The organism is Enterobacter sp. 725m/11 (assembly GCF_011683705.1).
Taxonomy (GTDB): domain Bacteria; phylum Pseudomonadota; class Gammaproteobacteria; order Enterobacterales; family Enterobacteriaceae; genus Enterobacter; species Enterobacter bugandensis.
Window position 1 is genome coordinate 64,480 of sequence record NZ_JAAQOK010000008.1, and the last position, 24,504, is coordinate 88,983.

At 57.4% G+C, this 24,504-nt stretch carries 19 protein-coding genes; 8 read left to right on the forward strand and 11 right to left on the reverse strand.

Annotated features, from left to right (window positions below):
- Positions 1-489 precede the first annotated feature (489 nt).
- Positions 490-3,195: an HTH-type transcriptional regulator MalT gene (gene malT / locus HBA26_RS05185; RefSeq protein ID WP_047367202.1), complete on the forward strand. Its 2,706-nt coding sequence runs from the start codon at positions 490-492 to the stop codon at positions 3,193-3,195.
- Between the two features lie 61 nt (positions 3,196-3,256).
- On the opposite strand, the gene HBA26_RS05190 is transcribed toward malT, so the two are convergent.
- From HBA26_RS05190 to glpE, 3 genes are read right to left on the reverse strand one after another with little or no spacing between them, the layout of a single operon-like run.
- Entirely contained in the window at positions 3,257-4,015 is a 759-nt protein-coding gene (locus HBA26_RS05190) for a DeoR/GlpR family transcriptional regulator (RefSeq protein ID WP_028014684.1), read from the reverse strand.
- Between the two features lie 16 nt (positions 4,016-4,031).
- Complete coding sequence (glpG, locus tag HBA26_RS05195) at positions 4,032-4,862, reverse strand: rhomboid family intramembrane serine protease GlpG (protein ID WP_126345942.1); 831 nt, start codon at positions 4,860-4,862, stop codon at positions 4,032-4,034.
- A 47-nt stretch (positions 4,863-4,909) separates the two neighbouring features.
- Positions 4,910-5,242 (reverse strand): thiosulfate sulfurtransferase GlpE, encoded by a 333-nt coding sequence (gene glpE, locus HBA26_RS05200; protein ID WP_028014686.1) that lies wholly within the window; start codon positions 5,240-5,242, stop codon positions 4,910-4,912.
- Between the two features lie 188 nt (positions 5,243-5,430).
- Between glpE and glpD the strand changes: the two genes are divergently transcribed.
- Positions 5,431-6,939 (forward strand): glycerol-3-phosphate dehydrogenase, encoded by a 1,509-nt coding sequence (gene glpD / locus HBA26_RS05205; RefSeq protein WP_041911900.1) that lies wholly within the window; start codon positions 5,431-5,433, stop codon positions 6,937-6,939.
- A 36-nt stretch (positions 6,940-6,975) separates the two neighbouring features.
- Here glpD and glgP read toward each other — a convergent pair whose 3' ends face one another.
- The 6 genes from glgP to asd all read right to left on the reverse strand — a co-directional run bounded on the left by glgP (position 6,976) and on the right by asd (position 17,687).
- Positions 6,976-9,423 carry a glycogen phosphorylase gene (gene glgP, locus HBA26_RS05210; protein WP_041911899.1) on the reverse strand — a complete coding sequence of 816 codons (2,448 nt, stop codon included), beginning with the start codon at positions 9,421-9,423 and terminating at the stop codon, positions 6,976-6,978.
- A gap of 18 nt (positions 9,424-9,441) precedes the next feature.
- Positions 9,442-10,875 carry a glycogen synthase GlgA gene (gene glgA / locus HBA26_RS05215; protein ID WP_041911898.1) on the reverse strand — a complete coding sequence of 478 codons (1,434 nt, stop codon included), beginning with the start codon at positions 10,873-10,875 and terminating at the stop codon, positions 9,442-9,444.
- The gene (gene glgC / locus HBA26_RS05220) at positions 10,875-12,170 is read right to left on the reverse strand and encodes a glucose-1-phosphate adenylyltransferase (protein WP_028014690.1); all 1,296 of its coding nucleotides are present in this window, start codon (positions 12,168-12,170) and stop codon (positions 10,875-10,877) included. Before glgC ends, glgA begins: the two co-directional genes overlap by 1 nt.
- 17 nt (positions 12,171-12,187) lie before the next feature.
- Positions 12,188-14,161 (reverse strand): glycogen debranching protein GlgX, encoded by a 1,974-nt coding sequence (gene glgX / locus HBA26_RS05225; protein ID WP_126345943.1) that lies wholly within the window; start codon positions 14,159-14,161, stop codon positions 12,188-12,190.
- On the reverse strand, positions 14,158-16,344 hold the full coding sequence (gene glgB / locus HBA26_RS05230) for a 1,4-alpha-glucan branching enzyme (protein ID WP_045259374.1): 2,187 nt from the start codon (positions 16,342-16,344) through the stop codon (positions 14,158-14,160). Before glgB ends, glgX begins: the two co-directional genes overlap by 4 nt.
- 239 nt (positions 16,345-16,583) lie before the next feature.
- Positions 16,584-17,687, reverse strand: coding sequence for an aspartate-semialdehyde dehydrogenase (gene asd / locus HBA26_RS05235; RefSeq protein ID WP_022649649.1), 1,104 nt, complete (start codon positions 17,685-17,687; stop codon positions 16,584-16,586).
- A gap of 177 nt (positions 17,688-17,864) precedes the next feature.
- Here asd and yhgN point away from each other — a divergent pair, with 177 nt between their 5' ends.
- On the forward strand, positions 17,865-18,458 hold the full coding sequence (yhgN, locus tag HBA26_RS05240) for an NAAT family transporter YhgN (protein WP_003861574.1): 594 nt from the start codon (positions 17,865-17,867) through the stop codon (positions 18,456-18,458).
- Between the two features lie 64 nt (positions 18,459-18,522).
- Here yhgN and tusA read toward each other — a convergent pair whose 3' ends face one another.
- Positions 18,523-18,765, reverse strand: coding sequence for a sulfurtransferase TusA (gene tusA, locus HBA26_RS05245; protein ID WP_008503071.1), 243 nt, complete (start codon positions 18,763-18,765; stop codon positions 18,523-18,525).
- A 167-nt stretch (positions 18,766-18,932) separates the two neighbouring features.
- Between tusA and HBA26_RS05250 the strand changes: the two genes are divergently transcribed.
- Positions 18,933-19,598, forward strand: a complete 666-nt coding sequence (locus HBA26_RS05250) for a 7-cyano-7-deazaguanine/7-aminomethyl-7-deazaguanine transporter (RefSeq protein WP_028014693.1) — start codon at positions 18,933-18,935, stop codon at positions 19,596-19,598.
- A 72-nt stretch (positions 19,599-19,670) separates the two neighbouring features.
- On the forward strand, positions 19,671-20,228 hold the full coding sequence (locus tag HBA26_RS05255) for a DcrB family lipoprotein (protein ID WP_028014694.1): 558 nt from the start codon (positions 19,671-19,673) through the stop codon (positions 20,226-20,228).
- A 4-nt stretch (positions 20,229-20,232) separates the two neighbouring features.
- Here HBA26_RS05255 and HBA26_RS05260 read toward each other — a convergent pair whose 3' ends face one another.
- Entirely contained in the window at positions 20,233-21,450 is a 1,218-nt protein-coding gene (locus tag HBA26_RS05260) for an MFS transporter (RefSeq protein ID WP_126345944.1), read from the reverse strand.
- Between the two features lie 145 nt (positions 21,451-21,595).
- On the opposite strand from HBA26_RS05260, the gene HBA26_RS05265 reads away from it, so the two are divergent.
- From HBA26_RS05265 to HBA26_RS05275, 3 genes are all read left to right on the forward strand, one after another.
- Positions 21,596-22,645, forward strand: coding sequence for an AI-2E family transporter (locus HBA26_RS05265; RefSeq protein ID WP_126345945.1), 1,050 nt, complete (start codon positions 21,596-21,598; stop codon positions 22,643-22,645).
- Between the two features lie 321 nt (positions 22,646-22,966).
- On the forward strand, positions 22,967-23,356 hold the full coding sequence (locus tag HBA26_RS05270; protein ID WP_028014697.1) for a hypothetical protein: 390 nt from the start codon (positions 22,967-22,969) through the stop codon (positions 23,354-23,356).
- 68 nt (positions 23,357-23,424) lie between these two features.
- Complete coding sequence (locus HBA26_RS05275; RefSeq protein ID WP_126345946.1) at positions 23,425-24,489, forward strand: class I SAM-dependent methyltransferase; 1,065 nt, start codon at positions 23,425-23,427, stop codon at positions 24,487-24,489.
- Positions 24,490-24,504: the final 15 nt, after the last annotated feature.

The window sequence follows — 24,504 nt, forward strand, 5'->3', positions numbered from 1 at the left end:
GGAGTAGCGGGGATGAGCGTAAAAGTGTGATCGAGGCCACTCTGAGAGCATAGCCGGAGTGTGCCCGGAAGATAAAAAAGTAACCGGGGAGAATGTCAAAGAAATGAAATGCGGTTTTGGATGAAATTAATCCACGCGGAAATGATTGCTTACGGAGAATAATATTTCAGCAATCGGGTCCTGCCTAAGGAGATTATTAATCTCACTCAACTTTACCCGAAGTTTATTAAATTCGACGTCATTATACCTTTCTGAAACCAGTTTCAGCCCAGCCTCGTGACATCCATACAAGCCAGCATTGACGCGGCATCAAAGCCTTTTCAAAAAAGTTCCAGCACTGGCCGGAATGTTTTGTGACAGAGTGCAAATTCAGAGCCACAAAAGCCAGACATAACTTGCAATAGTTCTCTTTCTGACCGACCTTATAGCTATTAATTACGAAGCGCAAAAAAAATAAATTCTCTCGTTCCCCACAGTGAAGTGAAACCTATGTTGATTCCGTCAAAATTAAGTCGCCCGGTTCGTCTTGACCATACAGTGGTCCGCGAGCGTCTGCTGGCTAAACTTTCCGGCGCGCATAATTTCCGACTGGCGCTGGTTACGAGCCCTGCAGGTTATGGAAAAACAACGCTCATTTCACAATGGGCCGCAGGTAAGAGCGATCTTGGCTGGTACTCCCTCGACGAGGGCGATAACCAGCAAGAGCGTTTTGCCAGCTATCTGATTGCCGCTATTCAACAGGCAACCAACGGACACTGCGTCGCCAGCGAGGCAATGGTGCAAAAGCGCCAGTACGCCAGTCTGTCCTCCCTTTTCTCTCAGCTGTTTATCGAACTGGCCGAATGGCATCGCCCGCTGTACGTGGTGATTGATGACTATCATCTGATCACGAACCCGGTTATCCATGAGTCGATGCGCTTCTTCCTGCGCCACCAGCCGGAAAACCTGACCCTGGTCGTGCTGTCACGCAACCTGCCGCAGCTCGGTATTGCCAACCTGCGCGTGCGCGATCAGCTTCTGGAAGTGGGCAGCCAGCAGCTGGCCTTTACCCACCAGGAAGCGAAACAGTTCTTTGACTGCCGCCTGACCTCACCCATTGAGGCCTCCGAAAGCAGCCGCTTGTGTGATGATGTCGCAGGCTGGGCCACGGCGCTGCAGCTGATTGCCCTTTCTGCCCGGCAAAACAACAGCCCGACGCACCAGTCCGCGCGCCGTCTGGCAGGCATCAACGCCAGCCATCTTTCGGATTACCTGGTGGATGAGGTGCTGAACAGCGTCGATCCCTCCACCCGCAATTTCCTGCTGAAAAGCTCCCTGCTGCGCTCCATGAACGACGCGCTGATTGTGCGCGTAACAGGCTGTGAGAACGGTCAGCTGCAGCTGGAAGAGATTGAACGTCAGGGCCTGTTCCTGACGCGCATGGACGACCCCGGCGAGTGGTTCAGCTATCACCCGCTATTTGGCAGCTTCCTGCGCCAGCGCTGCCAGTGGGAGCTGGCAACGGAATTGCCGGAAATCCACCGCGCCGCCGCCGAAAGCTGGATGGCGCAAGGCTTCCCGAGCGAGGCCATTCACCACGCGCTTGCCGCCGGTGACGCCAGCATGCTGCGCGATATCCTGCTTAACCACGCGTGGGGGCTGTTTAACCACAGCGAACTGACGCTGCTGGAAGAGTCGTTGAAAGCCTTGCCGTGGGAGAGCCTGCTGGAGAACCCGCGCCTGGTGCTGCTCCAGGCCTGGCTGATGCAGAGCCAGCACCGCTACAGCGAAGTGAATACCCTGCTGGCGCGCGCCGAGCAGGAGATGGAAAGCGAAATGGATATCACCCTGCACGGCGAATTTAACGCCCTGCGGGCGCAGGTCGCGATTAACGACGGCGATGCGGATGAAGCGGAACGGCTGGCGATGGTCGCGCTGGATGAACTGCCGCTGGCGAATTTCTACAGCCGGATTGTGGCTACCTCGGTGCACGGCGAAGTGCTGCACTGCAAGGGCGAACTGACGCGCTCCCTTTCGCTGATGCAGCAAACCGAGCAGATGGCGCGCCGCCATGATGTGTGGCACTACGCCCTGTGGAGCCTGATTCAGCAAAGCGAGATTTTATTCGCACAGGGGTTCCTGCAGGCCGCCTGGGAAAATCAGGAAAAAGCGTTCCAGCTGATTCGTGAACAGCACCTGGAACAGCTGCCGATGCACGAGTTCCTGTTGCGTATTCGCGCTCAACTGCTGTGGGCATGGTCGCGTCTGGATGAAGCAGAAAGCTGCGCCCGTCAGGGTGTGAACGTGCTCTCTGGCTTCCAGCCTCAGCAGCAATTGCAGTGTCTGGCCCTGCTGGTGCAGTGCTCGCTGGCGCGCGGCGATCTGGATAACGCCCGCAATCACCTTAACCGTCTGGAAAACCTGCTCGGCAACGGTCAGTACCACAGCGACTGGGTATCGAACGCTGACAAGGTTCGGGTGATTTACTGGCAGATGACGGGGGACAAAAAATCCGCCGCCAACTGGCTGCGCCAGACACCTAAACCGGAATTTGCCAATAACCACTTCCTGCAAAGCCAGTGGCGCAACATCGCCCGCGTGCAGATCCTGCTGGGTGACTTTGAGCCTGCCGAAATTGTGCTGGAAGAGTTAAACGAAAACGCCCGCAGCCTGCGTCTGATGAGCGACCTGAACCGCAACCTGCTGCTGCTCAACCAGCTTTACTGGCAGGCGGGCCGCAAAAATGACGCCCAGCGCGTGCTGCTGGAAGCCTTGCAGCTGGCGAACCGCACCGGGTTTATTAGCCACTTCGTGATTGAAGGTGAAGTGATGGCGCAGCAGCTGCGCCAGCTGATTCAGCTCAACACGCTGCCGGAGCTGGATCAGCATCGCGCTCAGCGCATTCTGCGCGAAATTAATCAGCACCATCGCCACAAGTTTGCGCATTTCGACGAGAACTTTGTTGAACGTCTGCTGAACCACCCGGAAGTGCCGGAGCTTATTCGCACCAGCCCGCTCACCCAGCGCGAATGGCAGGTGCTGGGGCTGATCTATTCAGGTTATAGCAACGAGCAGATTGCCGGTGAGCTGGCGGTGGCGGCAACCACCATCAAAACGCACATTCGCAATCTGTATCAGAAGCTGGGCGTGGCGCACCGTCAGGATGCGGTGCAGCATGCGCAGCAGCTGTTGAAGATGATGGGGTACGGAGTTTAGTTTTGTGCGGCCTGATGCCCTCACCCCGGCCCTCTCCCACAGGGAGAGGGAGAACGGCTTTTCAACACAACTCTAACTGCAAATTATTATCCTTAATCACCTGCATCACGCCCGCTGGCGGCATCACGTCGGTATAGACCGCATCCACCATGCTGATGCTGCCCATGTTCACCATCGCGTTACGGCCAAACTTCGAGTGATCCACCACCAGCATTACGTGGCGCGAGTTCTCAATAATCGCGCGCTTGGTGCGCACCTCGTGGTAATCAAACTCCAGCAGTGAGCCGTCGGTGTCGATGCCGCTGATCCCCAGGATGCCGAAGTCGAGGCGGAACTGAGAGATAAAGTCGAGCGTCGCTTCGCCAATAATTCCGCCGTCGCGGCTGCGCAGTTCGCCGCCCGCGAGGATGATGCGGAAATCATCTTTCTGCATCAACGTGTTCGCGACGTTCAGGTTGTTGGTCACCACGCGCAGGTTCTCGTGATCCAGCAGCGCATGAGCAACCGCTTCTGGCGTGGTGCCGATGTCAATAAACAGCGTCGCACCGTTCGGGATTTGGCTCGCCACTTTACGCGCAATGCGCTCTTTTTCTGCCGTCTGCGTGGCTTTACGGTCGTGCCAGGAGGTGTTGACCGAGCTGGAAGGCAGCGCCGCGCCGCCGTGGTGGCGCAAAATACGGTTCTGATCGGCCAGATCGTTCAGGTCACGACGGATGGTTTGCGGGCTGACGGCAAACTGCTCGACCAGCTCTTCGGTGCTGACGTATCCCTGTTTTTTGACCAGTTCGATAATGGCGTCATGACGTTGTGTTTGTTTCATCAATTATCCCTGAGAATTATGTTCGTTTTCGCGCATGGAGCGTGTCGGCAAGCGCCATTGCAAGACCGACGGCGAGGCCGGTGACGTGCGCACCATTGGCGATAGACATACCAAACAGATCAAACCATCCGGCAATTAGCCATATTAACGCAAAGGCTATTAATCCGCGTTGTAAATAGATGCCGCTTTGCGGGTCGCGCTCCCCGCGAAGCCAGACGTAGCCCATCAAAGCGTAGACGACACCCGACAGCCCGCCGAACCACGGGCCGCTGAATTTATGCTGTACATAGCCGCTCAGCAGGGCGCTGATTACGGTGATGACAATCAGCTTGCCGCTGCCGAGCCGCTTCTCAACGATACCGCCGAGATACCACCACCACAGCAGGTTAAAGAGGATATGCATCACCGAGAAATGCATCAGCGCGTGGGTAAAGTAGCGCCAGACGTCAAAATCCAGCGACGGGTCATACGGCCACGCCAGCGCGATCATCACGCTCTGGTCGCCCACCACGTTCATAATAATGAAGACGATAATGCAGGCCGCCATCAGCAGCAGCGTAAACGGGCCCGCGCGCTCGCGTATCGTGGCAAGGAAGGGAAAGCGGCTGTAATGCAGTCCGCTGCCGGTCTGTCCGGATTGCCAGCTGGCCGCCAGATAGCGCGGGTCGCCGGGGTTCTCAAGGAAACGCGCCAGCTCCTCGTTGACCCGCCCTGCCTGGCTCTCATCGGCCAGCCAGACGTCGGTCTGAGTATGTTGCTGAATGGTCAGAATAACGCCCTGCGTCGCCATATAGTCGACAAACGCCTGGGCGACGCGCGGGTTGGTAAAAGAGGTGATCATCAACATGGGCAGCGGTCGCTTATTTCCACACAAAAGGGGACAGTATAGCGGGATTAGCGCTCAAACGCGTATTCCACTTCTGCCGGGAAATGACGATGCCAGGCATCAAAGCCGCCGTCGACGCTGTATACCGCGTCATAGCCTTGCTGAATCAGATACTGCGCCGCGCCTTTGCTGCTGTTGCCGTGGTAGCACATGACCATAACGGGCGTTTCGAAGTCGTTATCGCGCATAAACGCGCCCAGCGTGTCGTTGGTCAGATGAAACGCGCCCGGCGTGTGGCCCATCGCAAAACTCTGCGGGTCGCGGATGTCCACCAGCACCGCTTTTCCCTGGTGCATCTTCTGGTGGGCTTCTTCTACGTTAATACATTCAAACTGATCCATGGTGTTCTCTTTACAGTGGTCAACGACAAGATTTTACCCCGTAGTGTACGTCCTGGCGGCGGGTAAACGCCATTATGTTATCCATATCACTCTAAATTGTTTTTTTGATGTTACCAAAAGCGCGTTCCTTTGCTATTATGAGCGATATCGAACATTTTTGAGCTTTAACGAAAGTGCATGAGGGTGTTATGGAAACCAAAGATCTGATTGTGATAGGCGGTGGCATCAACGGTGCCGGTATTGCGGTTGATGCCGCAGGACGCGGTTTATCCGTGCTGATGCTGGAAGCTAACGATCTCGCCTGCGCGACGTCGTCCGCCAGCTCCAAGCTGATCCACGGTGGCCTGCGCTACCTGGAACACTACGAATTCCGCCTGGTCAGCGAAGCGCTGGCCGAACGCGAAGTGCTGCTGAAAATGGCCCCGCATCTGGCGATCCCGATGCGCTTCCGCCTGCCGCACCGCCCGCACCTGCGTCCGGCGTGGATGATCCGCATCGGCCTGTTTATGTACGATCATCTGGGCAAACGCACCAGCCTGCCGGGTTCGAACGGTTTGCGTTTTGGCTCAGAATCGGTCCTTAAGCCGGAAATCGTGCGCGGTTTCGAATATTCAGACTGCTGGGTTGACGATGCGCGTCTGGTGCTGGCGAATGCGCAGATGGTCGAGAAGAAAGGCGGCGAGGTGAAAACCCGGACCCGCGCGACCGCCGCCCGTCGTGAAAACGGCCTGTGGATTGTGGAAGCGGAAGACGTGGATACCGGCGAGAAGTTCAGCTGGAAGGCGCGCGGCCTGGTGAACGCCACCGGCCCGTGGGTGAAGCAGTTCTTCGACGACGGCATGCACCTGCCTTCCCCGTACGGCATCCGCCTGATCAAAGGCAGCCACATTGTGGTGCCGCGCGTGCATACCCAGAAGCAGGCTTATATCCTGCAAAACGAAGATAAACGCATCGTGTTTGTGATCCCGTGGATGGACGAATTCTCCATCATCGGCACCACCGACGTGGAGTACAAGGGCGATCCGAAGAACGTTGAGATCGACGAGAGCGAAGTCAACTACCTGTTGAAAGTGTATAACGCGCACTTTAAGAAACAGCTGTCGCGCGACGACGTGGTCTGGACCTACTCTGGCGTGCGTCCGCTGTGCGATGACGAGTCTGACTCACCGCAGGCCATCACCCGCGACTACACGCTTGATATCCACGACGTAGACGGTCAGGCACCGCTGCTGTCGGTGTTTGGCGGCAAGCTGACTACCTACCGCAAGCTGGCCGAGCACGCGCTGGAAAAACTGGCGCCGTACTACAAAGGTATTGGCCCGGCGTGGACCAAAGAGGCAGTGCTGCCCGGCGGAGACATTGGCGGAAACCGCGACGATTACGCCGCGAAGCTGCGTCGTCGCTTCCCGTTCATTACCGAAGGGATGGCGCGCCACTACGCCCGCACCTACGGCAGCAATACCGAGCTGTTCCTGGGCGACGCGAAATCGCTTGCCGATCTGGGTGAACATTTCGGCCACGAGCTGTACGAGGCCGAGCTGCGCTACCTGGTTGAGCACGAGTGGGTTCGCCGCCTTGAAGATGCCATCTGGCGTCGTACCAAAGAAGGGATGTGGCTTAACGCCGAGCAGCAGTCTCGCGTGGCGCAGTGGCTGCAGCAGCATGCGGGGAAGCGTGAATTATCATTGGCGTCGTAAATGAAAAAAGCCCGGTGGCGCCACCGGGCTTTGTTTTTACAACCGCACCGGATCAATATGCCAGATGTTCTCGGCATACTCCTTGATGGTCCTGTCAGACGAGAAATACCCCATGTTGGCGATGTTGTGCATCGCCGCGCTGGTCCACTTCTCCTGCTGACGGTACAGCTCGTCCACTTTATCCTGGCAGTCCACGTAGCTGCGATAATCCGCCAGCACCTGATAGTGGTCGCCAAAGTTAATCAGCGAATCCACCAGATCGCGATAGCGGCCCGGCTCGTCGGGGCTGAACACACCGGTCGCAATCTGCGTCAGGACCTGACGTAGCTCTTCATCCCCTTCATAGAACTCACGCGGGGAGTAGCCTTTCCTGCGCAGCGCCTCCACTTCTTCGGTGGTATTGCCGAAGATAAAGATATTCTCTTCTCCTACGTGCTCCAGCATCTCGACGTTCGCCCCGTCCAGGGTGCCGATGGTCAGCGCGCCGTTGAGGGCAAACTTCATGTTGCTGGTGCCGGACGCTTCCGTTCCCGCCGTGGAGATCTGCTCGGAGAGATCTGCCGCCGGGATGATCAGCTGCGCCAGGCTGACGCTGTAGTTCGGGATGAATACCACCTTCAGCTTGTCGCCAATCTCCGGATCCTGGTTCACCACCTTCGCCACGTCGTTGATCAGGTGAATAATGTGCTTCGCCATGTAGTAGGCGGAAGCCGCCTTACCGGCGAAGATCTTCACGCGCGGCACCCACTCTGCGGTTGGATCGGCCTTAATGCGGTTGTAGTGGGTGATTACGTGCAGCACGTTCATCAGCTGACGCTTGTACTCGTGGATGCGCTTGATCTGCACGTCAAACAGCGCTTTCGGGTTTGCGACCACGTTGAGGTGCATCGCCAGCCAGACCGCCAGACGTTTCTTGTTCAGCAGCTTGGCTTCCCGCACGGCCTTGTTCACCGTCGGGAAATCAATATGCTGCTTAAGCTCGCTCAGCTGGCTCAAATCGGTGCGCCAGGTGCGGCCGATATTCTCATCCAGCACGTCAGAGAGCGGCTGGTTGGCCAGCGCCAGCCAGCGGCGCGGCGTAACGCCGTTGGTGACGTTGCAGAAGCGTGTCGGGAAGATCTTCGCGAAGTCCGCAAACAGGGACTGCACCATCAGGTTCGAGTGCAGCTCGGACACCCCGTTAACCTTGTGGCTGATCACCACCGCCAGCCAGGCCATGCGCACGCGACGACCGTTGGATTCATCAATGATCGAGGCACGGCTCAGCAGCCCGGTATCGTTCGGGTACTGCTCCTGCAGCGTCTTGAGGAAATAGTCGTTGATCTCGAAGATGATTTGCAGGTGGCGCGGCAGAATTTTGCCGAGCATGTCCACCGGCCAGGTCTCCAGCGCTTCGCTCATCAGGGTGTGGTTGGTGTAGGAGAACACCTGGCACGTCACCTCAAACGCGTCGTCCCAGCTGAACTTGTGCTCGTCGATCAGCAGGCGCATCAGCTCGGGAATGGAGAGCACCGGATGGGTGTCGTTAAGGTGAATCGCGGTTTTCTCCGCCAGGTTGGCGTAGGTTTTGTGCAGCTGATGGTGGCGGCTGAGGATGTCCTGAATCGTCGCGGAGACGAGGAAATACTCCTGACGCAGGCGCAGCTCGCGCCCGGAGTAGGTTGAGTCATCCGGATACAGCACGCGGGAGACGTTCTCGGAGTGGTTTTTATCTTCCACCGCCGCAAAGTAGTCGCCCTGGTTAAATTTACCGAGGTTGATTTCGCTGCTCGCCTGGGCATTCCACAGGCGCAGCGTATTGGTCGCATCGGTGTCATAGCCGGGGATGATCTGATCATAGGCCACGGCGAGGATCTCTTCGGTTTCCACCCAGCGGGACTTTTTCCCTTCCTGCTGAATGCGTCCGCCAAAGCGCACCTTGTAGCGCGTGTTGTGGCGCTTGAACTCCCACGGGTTGCCGTATTCCAGCCAGTAGTCCGGGGACTCTTTCTGGCGGCCGTCAACGATGTTCTGCTTGAACATGCCGTAGTCGTAGCGAATACCGTAGCCGCGCCCCGGCAGCGCCAGCGTTGCCAGCGAGTCAAGGAAGCAGGCGGCAAGACGCCCAAGACCACCGTTACCCAGCCCCGGGTCGTTCTCTTCGTCAATCAGCTCTTCTAAATCCAGCCCCATCTCTTCCAGCGCAGTTTTGACGTCGTCGTAGATACCGAGCGACAGCAGCGCGTTGGAGAGGGTGCGGCCAATCAAAAATTCCATCGACAGGTAGTAAACCTGCCGCGTCTCCTGCGAAAGCTGGGCGCGGTTAGAGCGCAGCCAGCGTTCGACCATGCGGTCACGCACCGCAAACAGGGTGGCGTTCAGCCACTCGTGCTTGTTGGCGATGACCGGATCTTTCCCGATGGTAAACATCAGCTTGTAGGCGATGGAATGCTTTAACGCCTCAACGCTGAGCGTGGGGGAAGAGTAGCTAAATGGAGCGTTCATATCAGTAACTTCGCCTCGTTACATCAAGCGTTGATAAAGGTCGCGGTACGACTGCGCCGCAACGTGCCAGCTAAAGTCCATGGACATCGCCTGACGCTGAACGTAACGCCACAGGGATGGACGGGACCACAAGACGAACGCACGCCGAATCGCCCGAAGCAGCGACCAGGCATTACTGTCTTCAAAGACAAACCCGCTGGCGATACCGTCCGCCAGGTTTTCCAGAGAGCTATCCGACACCGTATCCGCCAGCCCGCCCGTGCGGCGCACCAGCGGCAGCGTGCCGTATTTCAGACCGTAGAGCTGCGTCAGGCCGCAGGGTTCGAAACGGCTCGGCACCAGAATCACGTCCGCGCCGCCCATAATGCGGTGCGAGAACGCTTCGTGATAGCCAATCTGCACGCCCACCTGCCCCGGATGTTCCGCGGCGGCGGCGAGGAAACCTTCCTGCAGCACCGGGTCGCCCGCGCCGAGCAGCGCCAGCTGTCCGCCCTGCTCCAGTAAACCGGGCAGCGCCTCCAGCACCAGATCCAGCCCTTTCTGGCTGGTCAGGCGGCTGACCACCGCAAACAGCGGCACCTTATCGTTGACCTTCAGCCCCATCGCAATTTGCAGCTGGCGTTTGTTTTCGGCTTTATCTTCCACCGAGTCGCGGCCATAGCGCGCGGCCAGCAGGAGATCGGTTTCAGGGCTCCAGATCTGCTCATCCACGCCGTTCAGAATGCCCGACAGGCGGCCTTCACGATGGCGCTGCTGCAGCAGCCCTTCCAGACCGTAGCCAAACTCCGGCTGGGTAATTTCACGCGCGTAGGTGGGGCTCACCGCCGTGATGTGGTCGGCGTAGTACAGCCCGGCCTTCAGGAACGAAATTTGCCCGTTGAACTCCAGCCCGTGCATGTTATAGAACGACCATGGCAGATCGATGTCATTCATATGATGCGCATAGTACATGCCCTGATACGCCAGGTTGTGCACCGTAAACACCGATTTTGCCGGATGCCCTTTTGCCGCCAGATACGCTGGCGTCAGCCCGGCGTGCCAGTCGTGCGCGTGGACCACATCCGGACGCCAGAATGGATCCAGCCCGACGGCCATCTCCGCCCCCACCCAGCCGAGCAGCGCAAAGCGCAGCACGTTGTCGGTATAGGCGAACAGGTTGGTATCGTGATACGGGCTGCCCGGACGGTCGTACAGATGCGGTGCGTCGATCAGGTAGATCCCTACGCCGTTGTAATGCCCAAACAGCAGGGTGATGCGTCCGGCAAACGTTTCACGGCGGGTCACCACCTTTGCATCAGGTATGCCGCGCCGGATATCCGGGAAGGCGGGCAGCAGGACGCGGGTATCGACTCCACCGGCGATTTGCGCCGCCGGTAATGCACCAAGAACATCCGCCAGGCCGCCCGTTTTTAACAACGGGAACATCTCAGAACATACGTGTAAAACCTGCATCATCGCTCCTGTTTGATCTGCAGCTTCCGCAACATTTCCCGTGTGACTAACACGATCCCCTCTTCAGAACGGTAGAAGCGACGCGCATCTTCTTCCGCGTTTTCACCAATCACCATTCCCTCAGGAATGACGCAGGCGCGGTCGATCACGCAGCGACGGAGACGACACGAACGCCCTACCCAGACATCCGGCAGCAGAACCGCCGAATCGATATTACAGAATGAGTTTATACGCACGCGCGGGAACAGCACGGACTGCACCACCACCGAACCGGAGATGATGCACCCGCCGGAGACCAGCGAGTTCAGGGTCATGCCGTGGCTGCCGGAGCGGTCCTGCACGAACTTCGCCGGCGGCAGAGATTCCATGTGGGTACGAATCGGCCAGTTCTGGTCGTACATATCCAGCTCAGGCGTCACGGACGCCAGATCGAGGTTGGCTTTCCAGTACGCTTCCAGGGTTCCCACATCACGCCAGTAAGGCTCCGCATTCGGGTCTGACTGCACGCAGGACAATGGGAAGGGATGTGCATAGGCCATGCCAGCTTTGGTAATTTTCGGGATGATGTCTTTACCGAAGTCGTGGCTGGAGCTTTCGTCTTTGTCGTCTTCTTCGAGCAGCTCATAAAGATAATCTGCATCAAAGACATAGATCCCCATGCTGGCGAGCGATTTGGTGTCATCGCCCGGCATGGTTGGCGGGTTCGCCGGTTTTTCAACGAAGTCGATAATCTTGTCGTCCGCATCCACGTGCATCACGCCAAACGCCGTCGCCTCGGCAACGGGCACCGGCAGACACGCCACGGTGCAGCGCGCCCCTTTTTCGACGTGGTCGATCAGCATGTGCGAGTAATCCTGCTTGTAGATGTGGTCACCCGCGAGGATCACGATGTATTCCGCGCTGTAGCGGCGAATAATGTCGAGGTTTTGGGTCACCGCATCCGCCGTGCCGCGGTACCAGTTTTCCCCGTGTACGCGCTGCTGCGCCGGGAGCAGATCGACAAACTCGTTCATCTCTTCGCTGAAGAATGACCAGCCGCGCTGAATGTGCTGCACCAGGGTGTGCGACTGATACTGCGTAATGACGCCAATGCGGCGAATGCCCGAGTTCAGGCAGTTTGAGAGCGCAAAGTCGATAATGCGGAACTTACCACCAAAGTGAACGGCCGGCTTGGCGCGCTTGATGGTCAAATCTTTCAGACGGGTACCACGCCCGCCCGCAAGTATCAGGGCAACGGTTTTTAATGGTAGCTGGCGCGCCAACATTAACGGATCGTTCTTCTCTAATCTAACCATGACTAACTCCTTTTTTATCATCTTTGGAATACGCACACTCCGTGCGCAGGCCCGTGCCAGACAGCCATTACTACCGGATTATCCGCTCCGGCAAAGGGGGGAACAGCTCGCCACTCCCCGTCAGGTAAAACAATCTCTGCGACGTCGTCCGTCGCGTTCAGCGTCACCAGCCACTTATCCGAAAGCAGGATTTGCAGGCAGGTGATGCCGTGTTGCCACTCTTGCGCGCTCAACGGCTGCGCGTCTTTATTCAGCCAGCTAACGTTGCCGTCGCCCTCTTCCCACCAGCTGTCGGCGGTAAGGGCGGGGATCTGCTGGCGAAGGTGGATCAGCGCCGCGGTGAAATGGGTCAACCCGCTGTTCGCCTCCCCCCAGTCGAGCCAGGTTAAGGTATTGTCCTGGCAATAGGCGTTGTTATTGCCGTGCTGGCTGTGGCCGTGCTCGTCGCCCGCCAGCAGCATCGGCGTGCCCTGAGACAGCAAAAGCGTCGTCAGCAGCGCATGAACGCTGGCGCGTCGCCGCTCGATCACATCCAGACTTCCGCCTAACCCTTCTATACCATGATTGAAGCTATGGTTATTGTTAGTGCCATCGCGATTCTCTTCGCCGTTGGCCTCATTGTGTTTCTGATTGAAACAAACGCAGTCGCGCAGCGTAAAACCGTCATGCGCCGTCACCAGGTTGATGGTGGCCGACGGACGTTTTCCGTCGCGCTTAAAGAGATCGCTGGAGCCGGCAAAGCGTCCGGCGAACTCGCCCAGCGACAGATCGCGCGCCAGCCAGAAGCGGCGGATGGCATCGCGGTAGTGGTCGTTCCACTCGGCAAACAGCGGCGGGAAGTTCCCCACCTGATAACCGCCTTCACCAATGTCCCAGGGTTCCGCAATCAGCTTCACCGTTGAGAGCACCGGGCAGTTTTTTATCGCCTCAAACAGCGGCGCCTGCTGGCTAAATGCTGGAGTGCGCCCCATCACCGGCGCCAGGTCGAAACGAAAACCGTCCACGTGGAACGTCTCTACCCAGTATTTCAGGCATTCGTACGCGTAATGCGTAACGGCCGGATGGCTGAGGTTGAGGGTGTTACCGCACCCGGTCCAGTTCTCGTAATCGCCATCTTCCCTGATCCAATAATAGCTACGGTTATCGATTCCGCGCTGTGAGAGCGTCGGGCCGTCAAGATCGCTTTCCGCACTGTGGTTCAGCACCACGTCCAGAATGACCTCAATGCCCGCGGCGTGGAGTGCCTTCACCGCGTCGCGAAACTCGTCCCGCGCTTTCTCCGGATGCACCGCGTAGCGCGGGTCGAGAGCGAACATCGCCAGCGGGTTGTAGCCCCAGTAGTTGCTTAACCCAAGACGCTGAAGACGCGGCTCACTGGCGAAATGCGCCACCGGAAGTAGCTCCAGCGCGGTGATGCCCAAATGCTTCAGGTAAGCGACCATGGTCGGATGCCCCAGCGCTTTGTAGGTGCCGCGCATCTCTTTAGGGATCGACGGGTGCAGGTAGGTCAGCCCTTTGACGTGCGCTTCATAGATGACGGTGTTACCCCACGGCGTGCGCGGCGGGGCATCGTCTTCCCAGTCGTAGAGATCGTGCACCACCGCGCTTTTCGGCGCGACGGGCGCGCTGTCGCGGTGGTCCGGTTCGCCGTAGCCGACGTGGAACAGCGGGTCGTCTTTAAACTCGCCGTCCACGCGGTGCGCGCACGGGTCAATCAGCAGCTTCGCCGGGTTAAACCAGTGCCCCTGAGATGGCTCCCACGGGCCGTGTACGCGGAAACCGTAGTGCATTCCCGGACGCCCGCCGGACAGGTAACCGTGCCAGATGTCTCCCGTGCGGGACGGTAAATCGTAACGGTGCTCGTTACCCTCCCCGTCAAACACGCAGAGCTCCACCCGCTCCGCGTGAGCAGAAAAGAGCGTGAAGTTCACCCCCTTTCCATCAAAACTCGCGCCGAGCGGTTCGGGTTTACCTGCCGTAAGCTGCGTCATTCTCCCTCCCGCATCAGCCAGATGGTGCCAAGCGGCGGCAGCGTCAGGCTCAGGGAGTTTGGACGCCCGTGGCTTTCAATCGCATCGCTCTGCACCAGCCCGCCGTTACCGGCGTTACTGCCGTGGTAATGCATGGAATCGGTATTCAGGATCTCGCGCCATTTGCCCGGCTGGTTAATGCCGAAGCGGTAGTGTTCGCGCGGCACCGGCGTGAAGTTGCTGGCGACGATAATCTCGTTGCCCGCTTTATCGCGACGCACAAAGACAAACACCGAGCGCTCGTGGTCGTCCACCACCAGCCACTCAAAGCCGTACGGATCAAAGTCCAGCTCGTGTAGCGCTTTGTGGTGGCGGTAGGTCAGGTTCAGGTCGCGCACCAGACGCTGTACGCCGTGGTGCCAGTTGTCGCCGCCCTCCAGCAGATGCCAGTCGAGGCTGGTGTCGTGGTTCCACTCGCGACCCTGGGCGAACTCATTGCCCATAAACAGCAGCTTTTTGCCCGGGAAGGCAAACATCCAGCCGTAGTAGGCGCGCAGGTTGGCAAACTTCTGCCACGCGTCGCCCGGCATGCGGTCGAGAATGGATTTTTTGCCGTGCACCACTTCATCGTGCGACAGCGGCAGCATGAAGTTTTCGGTGTAGTTGTAGAGCAGCCCGAAGGTGAGCTTATCGTGGTGATACTGACGATAAACCGGGTCGAGCTTCATGTAGTCGAGCGTGTCGTGCATCCAGCCCAGGTTCCACTTGTACCAGAACCCCAGGCCGCCTGATGACGGAGGGCGGGAGACGCCCGCAAAGTCCGTCGACTCTTCCGCCATGGTCACGGCGCCTTCCACCTGCTCGCCGATGATGCGGTTGGTGTTGCGCAGAAATTCAATCGCTTCGAGGTTTTCACGGCCGCCATACTCGTTCGGGATCCACTCTCCCTCTTTGCGGCTGTAGTCGCGGTAGATCATCGAGGCCACCGCATCCACGCGCAGGGCATCAATGCCGAAGCGTTCGATCCAGTACAGCGCATTCCCCACCAGGTAATTCGACACTTCACGGCGACCGTAGTTGTAGATCAGCGTGTTCCAGTCCTGGTGATAGCCTTCGCGCGGGTCACTGTGCTCGTACAGCTTCGTGCCGTCGAACTCTGCCAGCGCAAAATCGTCCGACGGGAAATGGCCCGGCACCCAGTCGAGGATCACGTTCAGCCCGGCGGCGTGCGCGGCATCAATGAAATAACGGAAATCATCGCGCGTGCCGAAGCGCCGCGTGGGCGCATACAGCCCGGTGGGCTGATAGCCCCAGCTGCCGTCGAACGGGTGCTCGTTAACCGGCAGCAGTTCGAGGTGGGTAAAGCCCATCCATTTGGCGTACGGCACCAACTGGTCGGCGAGCTCCCGGTAGCTGAGCCAGAAGTTGTTGTCCGTGTGGCGGCGCCAGGAGCCGAGATGCACTTCGTAAACGGAGATCGGCGCATCAAAGCGGTTGGCCTGCTTGCGCTCCTCGGTCTGGACGACCTTCTCCGGCAGGCCGCAGATCAGCGATGCGGTATCCGGGCGCATCTGCGCCTCAAAGGCGTACGGGTCGGCTTTAATGCGCAGCTTGCCGTGCGCGTCGATCATCTCAAATTTGTAGAGCTGGCCGTTATGCGCCCCGGGGATAAACAGCTCCCAGATGCCCGTCTCACGGCGCAGGCGCATCGGGTGGCGGCGACCGTCCCAGTAGTTGAACTGCCCAACGACGGAAACGCGCTGGGCGTTTGGCGCCCATACGGCAAAGCGCGTGCCGGTGATACCGTCCATGGTATCCGCGTGGGCACCCAGCGTTTCGTAAGGGCGTAAATGGGTCCCTTCGGACAGCAGCCATGCGTCCATCTCTTTTAAGAGCGGCCCAAAGCTGTAGGGATCATCAATCAGGTTTTGCTGGCCATGCCAGATAACGGCGAGCTGATAGCGAAAGGGGTTTTTACGGCGGGGCATGACGCCCGAGAAGAAGCCGCGCGAGTCGAGGCATTCCAGATTACCCACCTTGCGGCCGGTTTTGGGTTCGATAACCCACACTTCTGTCGCATCCGGCAACAGCGCCCGAACTTCCAGTCCGGCCTCTGTACGGTGCATCCCTAGCACAGAAAAGGGGTCAGCAAAATGACCCGCAATAAGCGCATTAATCACGTCTCTCGAAATACGATCGGACATGGTATTCATCCTGTTTTTTTATGTCGCCCTTTTTACGCGCTCCGGGACGACTTTTAATGTGACCTAAACGGTGCAGTTGATCCTCTCTGCTCCGCCCTACCCTCAGGTGAGAAATAAATCTTCCTTAAAGCATAGCCAACGTCGTGGTTCCTCCTGATAAAAAATAAGACATCTGCGTTTTACTCCATGTAGTACGCAAAAAAAGGGGGTGACAATCACCCCCCGTGTTTAACAAATTATTACGCCAGCTGGCGCAGCATGCGGCGCAGCGGCTCGGCGGCCCCCCACAACAGCTGGTCGCCGACGGTGAATGCGGAGAGATACTCAGGCCCCATGTTCAGCTTGCGCAGGCGGCCAACCGGCGTGGTCAGCGTGCCGGTAACGGCAGCCGGGGTCAGTTCACGCATGGTGATATCGCGATCGTTTGGTACCACTTTCGCCCACGGGTTGTGCGCGGCCAGCAGCTCTTCCACGGTCGGAATAGACACATCTTTTTTCAGTTTAATGGTGAAGGCCTGGCTGTGGCAGCGCAGCGCGCCGATACGCACGCACAGACCGTCAACCGGAATGGTATTCGCGGTGGCGAGGATTTTGTTGGTCTCCGCCTGGCCCTTCCACTCTTCGCGGGTCTGGCCGTTATCCAGCTGTTTGTCGATCCACGGGATCAGACCGCCGGCCAGCGGTACGCCAAAGTTATCCACCGGCAGCTCGCCGCTGCGGGTCAGCTGAGTGACTTTGCGCTCGATGTCGAGGATGGCGGACGCCGGGTTTGCCAGCTCGGTCGCGACGCTTTGGTGCAGCTGGCCCATCTGGGTCAGCAGCTCGCGCATGTGGCGCGCGCCGCCGCCGGACGCGGCCTGGTAGGTCGCCACGGAGACCCACTCCACCAGGTCCTGCGCGAACAGGCCGCCGAGTGACATCAGCATCAGGCTGACGGTGCAGTTACCGCCAACAAAGGTTTTCACGCCGTTGTTCAGGCCGTCGGTGATGACGTCCTGGTTAACCGGGTCGAGAATAATGATGGCATCGTCTTTCATGCGCAGTGAAGAGGCCGCGTCAATCCAGTAGCCCTGCCAGCCGCTTTCACGCAGCTTTGGATAGATTTCGTTGGTATAATCGCCGCCCTGGCAGGTCACAATAATGTCGAGTGCCTTCAGCGCTTCCAGATCGTAAGCGTCCTGCAACGTGCCTGTGGTACCACCAAAGGACGGAGCAGCCTGGCCGAGCTGGGAAGTGGAGAAGAAGACCGGGCGGATAGCGTCGAAATCGCGCTCTTCAACCATGCGTTGCATGAGTACAGAGCCGACCATACCGCGCCAGCCGATGAAACCAACGTTTTTCATAGCATTTTTTTCCTGCTGAGGGTGTGTGCTGATTGTGCAAGCCAGTATTGAACTGGGATATGCTTCACATTACAAAATGCTGCCAAAGTCGCAAGCGAAATTAATCGATGATTGCCCGGCAATCAGAAATACAGCTAATTATCATAATAACCATAGAGAGTTTCAGGGATAATTTACATGAGTGAAATCATTTCAGCAGCGGTTTTATTGATCCTGATAATGGATCCACTGGGCAACCTGCCCATCTTCATGTCGGTGCTGAAGCACACCGAGCCGAAGCGCCGCCGGGCGATCATGATCCGCGAGCTGCTTATTGCCCTGCTGGTGATGTTTATCTTCCTGTTTGCCGGTGAAAAAATCCTCGCGTTCCTGAACCTGCGCGCCGAAACGGTCTCCATTTCCGGCGGGATTATTCTCTTCCTGATTGCCATTAAGATGATCTTCCCGAGCGCCGAAGGCAGCAGCAGCGGCCTGCCCGCGGGCGAAGAGCCGTTTATCGTGCCGCTGGCGATTCCCCTCGTCGCGGGGCCAACCATTCTGGCGACGCTGATGCTGCTGTCGCATCAGTATCCGAATCAAATGAGCCATCTGGTCATTGCCCTGCTGATTGCCTGGGGCGGAACGTTTATTATCCTGCTGCAGTCGTCGCTGTTCCTGCGCCTGCTGGGTGAGAAAGGGGTGAACGCGCTGGAGCGTCTGATGGGGCTGATTCTGGTAATGATGGCGACGCAGATGTTCCTGGACGGGATCAGGGCGTGGATGAAAGGATGACTTTCTCCCTCTCCCCGTGGGAGAGGGCCGGGGTGAGGGCATCAGGCCGCAGAGGACAGCCCACCTACCCCTTACGAATCAAATACCGATACGGCAGCGCCTCGGTCTGCTGCGCCACCAGCTCATGCTCCATAAAGGTACAAAAACCGGGAATATCGCGCGTGGTGGCCGGATCGTCGGCAATAATTAGCAGCGTTTCACCGGTCTGCATGTTACGCACGGTCTTACGTACCATCATTACCGGCTCCGGGCAGCGAAGGCCCTGGGCATCAAGGGTGTGGTCTGGGCTGGAAAACAGGTCGGTCATGATCTTCTCGGTCAGATAAAAACGGCTGTAGTTTACGCCCCGGCGCGGGCAATGCAAACCAGGTTAACGATTGCGCAAAAACTAACCATTGCAATGTCCAGCCAAAGCAGTATCATGCTGCGGTTTTTATTGGGTTCCCTCACCCCAACGTATAAAAAGGTCACAATATGACGCAGTTCTCTGAATCACAGCGCGTAAAAGCGTTGTTCTGGCTTTCGCTTTTCCATTTGCTGGTGATCACCTCCAGCAACTACCTGGTGCAGCTCCCGATCTCCATTTTTGGTTTTCATACCACCTGGGGCGCGTTCAGCTTTCCGTTTATTTTCCTCGCCACCGATCTGACCGTGCGTATCTTCGGCGCACCGCTGGCACGCCGCATTATCTTTGCGGTCATGCTTCCGGCGCTGTTCATCTCGTACGTGATCTCCTCCCTGTTTTACATGGGAAGCTGGCAAGGCTTTGAGGCGCTGACACACTTCAACCTGTTTGTCGCCCGTATCGCCGCGGCAAGCTTTATGGCCTACGCGCTGGGGCAGATCCTCGACGTGCACGTGTTTAACCGCCTGCGTCAGAATCACCGCTGGTGGATGGCACCGACCGCGTCCACGCTGTTCGGCAACGTGAGCGATACGCTGGCCTTCTTCTTCATCGCCTTCTGGCGCAGCCCGGATGCCTTTATGGCCGAGCACTGGATGGAGATCGCGCTGGTGGACTACTGCTTCAAGGTGCTCATCAGCATTGTTTTCTTCCTGCCGATGTACGGCGTGCTGCTGAATATGCTGCTGAAAAGGCTGGCAGATAAATCTGAAATCACGGCATTGCAGGCTGGTTAAGGGTTCGCTTTATCAGTTGTGATAAGATGGGTGAATGAGCCGCTATGGCCGTTTATCGAAAGGAAGAAGTCAATGCGCAATCTGGTTAAATATGTCGGGATTGGCCTGCTGGTTGTGGGTCTTGCAGCCTGTGATAACAGCGACACGAAAACGCCTGCTCAGGGCGCATCCGCAGAAAGCAACGCGACCGGTCAGCCGGTGAATCTGATGGATGGCAAACTCAGTTTCTCTCTGCCAGCCGATATGACTGACCAGAGCGGCAAGCTGGGCACCCAGGCGAATAACATGCACGTTTACTCCGACGCAACCGGCCAGAAAGCGGTCATTGTGATTGTGGGCGACGACACCAGCGAAGACCTGGCCGTCCTGTCCAAACGTCTGGAAGACCAGCAGCGCGGCCGCGACCCGCAGCTGCAGGTCGTGACCAATAAATCCATCGAGCTGAAAGGCCATAAGCTGCAGCAGCTGGACAGCATCATCTCCGCAAAAGGCCAGACCGCCTGGTCTTCTGTGGTGCTGGGCAAGGTTGATAACAAACTGCTGACCCTGCAGATCACCCTGCCAGCGGAAGATCAGCAGAAAGCGCAGACGGCTGCTGAAAACATCATTAACACCATCGTGATCCAGTAACCCTTCACGACGATGACGTGGCCTCCGGTGCCGGCACCGGGGGCCATTTTTTTAGCCGCCACGTCAGCAGCAGGGCAATTATCACCAGACCCGCCGCGGCAAGATAGATCACCGGTACCCCCGCCCAGGCCATCACCAGCCCCGCCAGCGGCCCGGTAATGCCTAAAGACATATCCATAAATACCGTATAGGTCGCCAGCGCCGCCCCCTGGTTCTGCTGCGGCACCGCTTTAACCGCCACCACGCCCAGCGCCGGGAAGACCAGCGAGAAACCGGCTCCCGCCAGGAAGACGCCAATTTTCGCCATCCAGGGCGCGCTGGCGATGCCGGTTAACAGCAGCCCGACAATCTCTACCGCAAAGCAGATCATCGCCACGTTCAGCCCGCCCAGACGGTTGATACCGTTCGGGAAAAGCAGGCGTGCGCCAACAAACGCAACGCTGAAGAGGGTTAACGCAAAGGCCGCGCCCTCCCAGCCTTTGGCGTCATAAAACAGGGTAATGAAGGTCGCAATGACGCCGAAGCCGGTGGTCGCCAGGGCCAGCGCCATGCCGTACGGCCAGACGCGCCCCAGCACGGCCCGAAACGGCAGCGGCTTGCCCTTGCTGGCCTTCACCTTCGGGCGCGGCAGCGCAAACAGTATCGCCACAAGCGCGACCGCTATAATGGTCAGCGACAGTCCATACAGACCGCCAAAGGCGTAACAGGCCACGCCAAGCGGCGCGCCGAGCGCCATCGCCCCGTAGGTGACGATCCCGTTCCACGAGATAACCCGGCCAATGTGTGGTGCACCGACAACCCCCACACCCCATAGCGTCGAGCCGGTTCCTGCCAGGCTTTGCCCAATCCCGAGAATGACGCGGCCCAGGCAAAGCAGCGCCAGGCTGACCAGCGGCCAGTGGCTGGTAGCGGCAGCCAGCAGGTAGCTCAGACCACTGAGGAAACAGCCGCACAATCCCACTACCACAATGCTTTTGGGACCGAACAGGTCGGCGTAGCGCCCGGCGTGCGGGCGGCTAAGGAGCGTGGCGAAATACTGGAGGCTGATGACCAGCCCCGCCCAGAACGCGCTAAAACCCATCACGTCATGGACGTAGCCCGGCAGAACCGCCAGCGGCAGGCCGATCGTTAAATAGCTGGCAAAGTTGAAGATAACGACGGAAACAATGCGCAGATTGAGGCGCAATCCGCTCAGCGCCGGTTCGGCGGCAGGTTCTGGCATGGGGTTCTACCTGAATTTTTTGCAACAGTGTTTCACTATTACCACGGAGCAATAAGAAAATCAGCCCCGACTTTCAGATTATCGGTGCCAGACGAAGCGGCCCTAAGGCACTACACTTATCGGGTCATCTTATTAAGGAACGCGCATGTTAGCTCCCCAGCTTGATAAAGCAGGACTCCACATCTTATTAAAACTCGCCTGTCTGGTGGTTATCCTTGCGGGTATACATGCTGCCGCTGACATTATCGTCCAGCTCCTGCTGGCGCTCTTTTTTGCCATTGTCCTCAATCCGCTGGTGACCTGGTTTTTACGCCGGGGCGTGAGCCGCCCGGTGGCCATCACCATCGTGGTTATCGTGATGCTGATTGGCCTGACGGCGCTCTTCGGCGTACTGGCGGCATCGCTGAGCGAATTCTCCACCATGTTGCCGCAGTACAATAAAGAGCTGACGCGTAAAATCGTCGCGCTGCAGGAGATGATGCCCTTTCTTAACCTGCATATTTCACCAGAGCGGATGCTGCGCAGGATGGATTCCGAGAAGGTCATGACCTACGCCACCACGCTGATGACCGGTCTTTCCGGCGCGATGGCCAGCATACTGCTGCTGGTCATGACGGTGGTGTTTATGCTGTTCGAAGTGCGCCATGTTCCGTATAAGCTGCGCTTTGCTTTAAATAACCCGCAAATACACATTGCCGGCCTACACCGCGCCTTAAAGGGCGTCTCCAAATATCTGGCGCTGAAAACGCTGCTGAGCGTCTGGACCGGGATTATTGTCTGGCTGGGGCTGATGCTGATGGATGTTCAGTTCGCGCTGATGTGGGGGGTGCTGGCGTTTCTGCTGAACTACGTGCCGAATATTGGCGCGGTGCTTTCGGCCGTGCCGCCGATGATTCAGGCGTTTCTGTTTAACGGTTTCTACGAATGTATGCTGGTCGGAGCGCTGTTCCTCGTCGTGCATATGGTGCTGGGCAACATTCTTGAACCGCGCATGATGGGGCACCGGCTGGGCATGTCGACGCTGGTGGTGTTTTTATCCTTGCTGGTTTGGGGATGGCTGCTGGGCCCTGTCGGCATGCTGCTGTCGGTCCCGCTGACCAGCGTATGTAAAATCTGGATGGAAACCACCAAAGGGGGCAGCAAGCTGGCGATCCTGCTTGGGCCGGGGCGGCCGAAAAGCCGGTTGCCGGGGTAATGTATCTGTCTGTGTAAACGGGTTTATACCGTCAAATACCGCGACGCTCACCGTCGCGGTATTTTTATTTGCGTTAAGGCTTATTCCTTCCGTTTTTTTATCAACTCACCCAGATTTCGCTTAAATGCAACACCCCCTTAAAGCAAATTAAAAAAAACGGAATGATTAATTATTTTGCGTGATATTATACCCCGCCTTAGCGACGACGTAATGTAAACATTAATATTGATTAAAAACACACCTGACTTAATCCCTAAGCCTGGTGATGCTTATTTGTAAAAAACACTACCTTTAATTGTTATTATTGATATGGAGTTGTTGATGAAAAAGCTCGTTAAATGGTGCACTGCCGCCGTATTCGTTGGCGCACTGGCTGGCTGTGCGCGTACCGCCCCTATTGCTCAGGTTCACTCTGTCGTGAGCGCGGGTCATACTGCCGATCAGGTGAAAACAGCCATTTTGAAAGCAGGCCAGAAGCGTGACTGGATCATGACGGAAGCGGGCCCGGGCGTGATTAAGGGCCGTCTGCAGGCACGCGATCACTCGGTCCAGGTGCGTATTCCCTACTCTGCGACAAGTTATTCAATTAATTACGAAAGCAGCCTGAACCTGAAAGCGGCAGACGGTAAAATTCACAAAAATTATAACCGCTGGGTGAACAACCTCGACCACGATATTCAGCTGAACCTTTCTGCGGGTGCCGCGCTGTAATATTTTCCTAAAGTCGGGCCGGACATGGCCCGATAACCTCATTTCTTACCCTGAAAGGTTACGCAACAATGTACGAAAAGGACACGCTCAGCGCGCTGGATGCCATTACCGAAGCGCAACGCATCGCTTTTGCGCCGATGTTATTTCAGACCGCGCTTTGTCTGCGTAACTCGGGCGTTCTCGCCTGGCTCGATAAACAGGGTAATAAGGGGGCGAGCCTCGACGAAATAACCGAAAACAGTACCCTGAGCAGTTATGCCGTCAGCGTATTGTTAGACATGGGATTAAGCGGGCGGATAATTACTTATAAAGAAAGTCGTTATTTCCTGGCGAAAGTGGGCCATTTCTTACTCCACGATCCCATGACCCGCGTTAATATGGATTTCACGCAGGACGTCTGTTACCAGGGGTTATTTCATCTGGCCGATGCCCTGCAGAAAGAAAAACCGACTGGATTATCCGTGTTTGGCGACTGGCCAACCATCTATCCGGCTTTATCCCAGCTTCCTGCCCCGGCAAAAGAGAGCTGGTTTGCCTTCGATCATTACTATTCCGACGCCGCTTTTGACGCTGCGTTGCCATATATATTCGCAAGCTCGCCGACAAAATTGTACGATGTGGGCGGAAATACAGGTAAATGGTCGTTACGCTGCTGCCGCTATGACGACAATGTTGCCGTGACGATCCTCGATCTCCCGCAGCAGATAGCGCTGGCGCAGGAAAACATCGAAAAAGCAGGTTTTTCTCATCGTATTGGATTCCATGCTGTCGATATGCTTAGCCCGTCGGCATTACCGGGAGATGCCGACGTCTGGTGGATGAGCCAGTTCCTCGACTGTTTCTCTCCGGATCAGATTGTCGCCATGCTGACGCGCGTCGCAGAGGTCATGAAGCCTGGCGCACGGTTGTGCATCATGGAGCTTTTCTGGGATGCCCAGAAATATGAAGCGGCGGCTTTCAGCCTGAATGCCACCTCGCTCTATTTCACCTGTATGGCGAATGGCAATAGCCGGTTTTACAGCGTAGAGAAGTTTTATCACTACCTGGAAAGGGCGGGCTTCAGCATAGCACAGCGGCTGGATAACCTTGGGGTAGGTCATACCCTGTTAATTTGCACCAAACGTGAACAATAGCGCAGCCTGGCTGCC

Excerpts from the sequence above, each read along its gene's own strand:
- HBA26_RS05265 (WP_126345945.1), top strand. The coding sequence starts at position 21,596 with ATGTTAGCTCCCCAGCTTGATAAAGCAGGACTCCACATCTTATTAAAA.
- HBA26_RS05275 (WP_126345946.1), top strand. The coding sequence starts at position 23,425 with ATGTACGAAAAGGACACGCTCAGCGCGCTGGATGCCATTACCGAAGCG.
- glpE (WP_028014686.1), bottom strand. The coding sequence starts at position 5,242 with ATGGATCAGTTTGAATGTATTAACGTAGAAGAAGCCCACCAGAAGATG.
- HBA26_RS05255 (WP_028014694.1), top strand. The coding sequence starts at position 19,671 with ATGCGCAATCTGGTTAAATATGTCGGGATTGGCCTGCTGGTTGTGGGT.
- glgP (WP_041911899.1), bottom strand. The coding sequence starts at position 9,423 with ATGAACGCTCCATTTAGCTACTCTTCCCCCACGCTCAGCGTTGAGGCG.
- yhgN (WP_003861574.1), top strand. The coding sequence starts at position 17,865 with ATGAGTGAAATCATTTCAGCAGCGGTTTTATTGATCCTGATAATGGAT.
- glgB (WP_045259374.1), bottom strand. The coding sequence starts at position 16,344 with ATGTCCGATCGTATTTCGAGAGACGTGATTAATGCGCTTATTGCGGGT.
- HBA26_RS05270 (WP_028014697.1), top strand. The coding sequence starts at position 22,967 with ATGAAAAAGCTCGTTAAATGGTGCACTGCCGCCGTATTCGTTGGCGCA.
- glgA (WP_041911898.1), bottom strand. The coding sequence starts at position 10,875 with ATGCAGGTTTTACACGTATGTTCTGAGATGTTCCCGTTGTTAAAAACG.
- glpG (WP_126345942.1), bottom strand. The coding sequence starts at position 4,862 with ATGTTGATGATCACCTCTTTTACCAACCCGCGCGTCGCCCAGGCGTTT.
- malT (WP_047367202.1), top strand. The coding sequence starts at position 490 with ATGTTGATTCCGTCAAAATTAAGTCGCCCGGTTCGTCTTGACCATACA.
- HBA26_RS05250 (WP_028014693.1), top strand. The coding sequence starts at position 18,933 with ATGACGCAGTTCTCTGAATCACAGCGCGTAAAAGCGTTGTTCTGGCTT.
- glpD (WP_041911900.1), top strand. The coding sequence starts at position 5,431 with ATGGAAACCAAAGATCTGATTGTGATAGGCGGTGGCATCAACGGTGCC.
- HBA26_RS05190 (WP_028014684.1), bottom strand. The coding sequence starts at position 4,015 with ATGAAACAAACACAACGTCATGACGCCATTATCGAACTGGTCAAAAAA.
- asd (WP_022649649.1), bottom strand. The coding sequence starts at position 17,687 with ATGAAAAACGTTGGTTTCATCGGCTGGCGCGGTATGGTCGGCTCTGTA.
- HBA26_RS05260 (WP_126345944.1), bottom strand. The coding sequence starts at position 21,450 with ATGCCAGAACCTGCCGCCGAACCGGCGCTGAGCGGATTGCGCCTCAAT.
- tusA (WP_008503071.1), bottom strand. The coding sequence starts at position 18,765 with ATGACCGACCTGTTTTCCAGCCCAGACCACACCCTTGATGCCCAGGGC.
- glgC (WP_028014690.1), bottom strand. The coding sequence starts at position 12,170 with ATGGTTAGATTAGAGAAGAACGATCCGTTAATGTTGGCGCGCCAGCTA.
- glgX (WP_126345943.1), bottom strand. The coding sequence starts at position 14,161 with ATGACGCAGCTTACGGCAGGTAAACCCGAACCGCTCGGCGCGAGTTTT.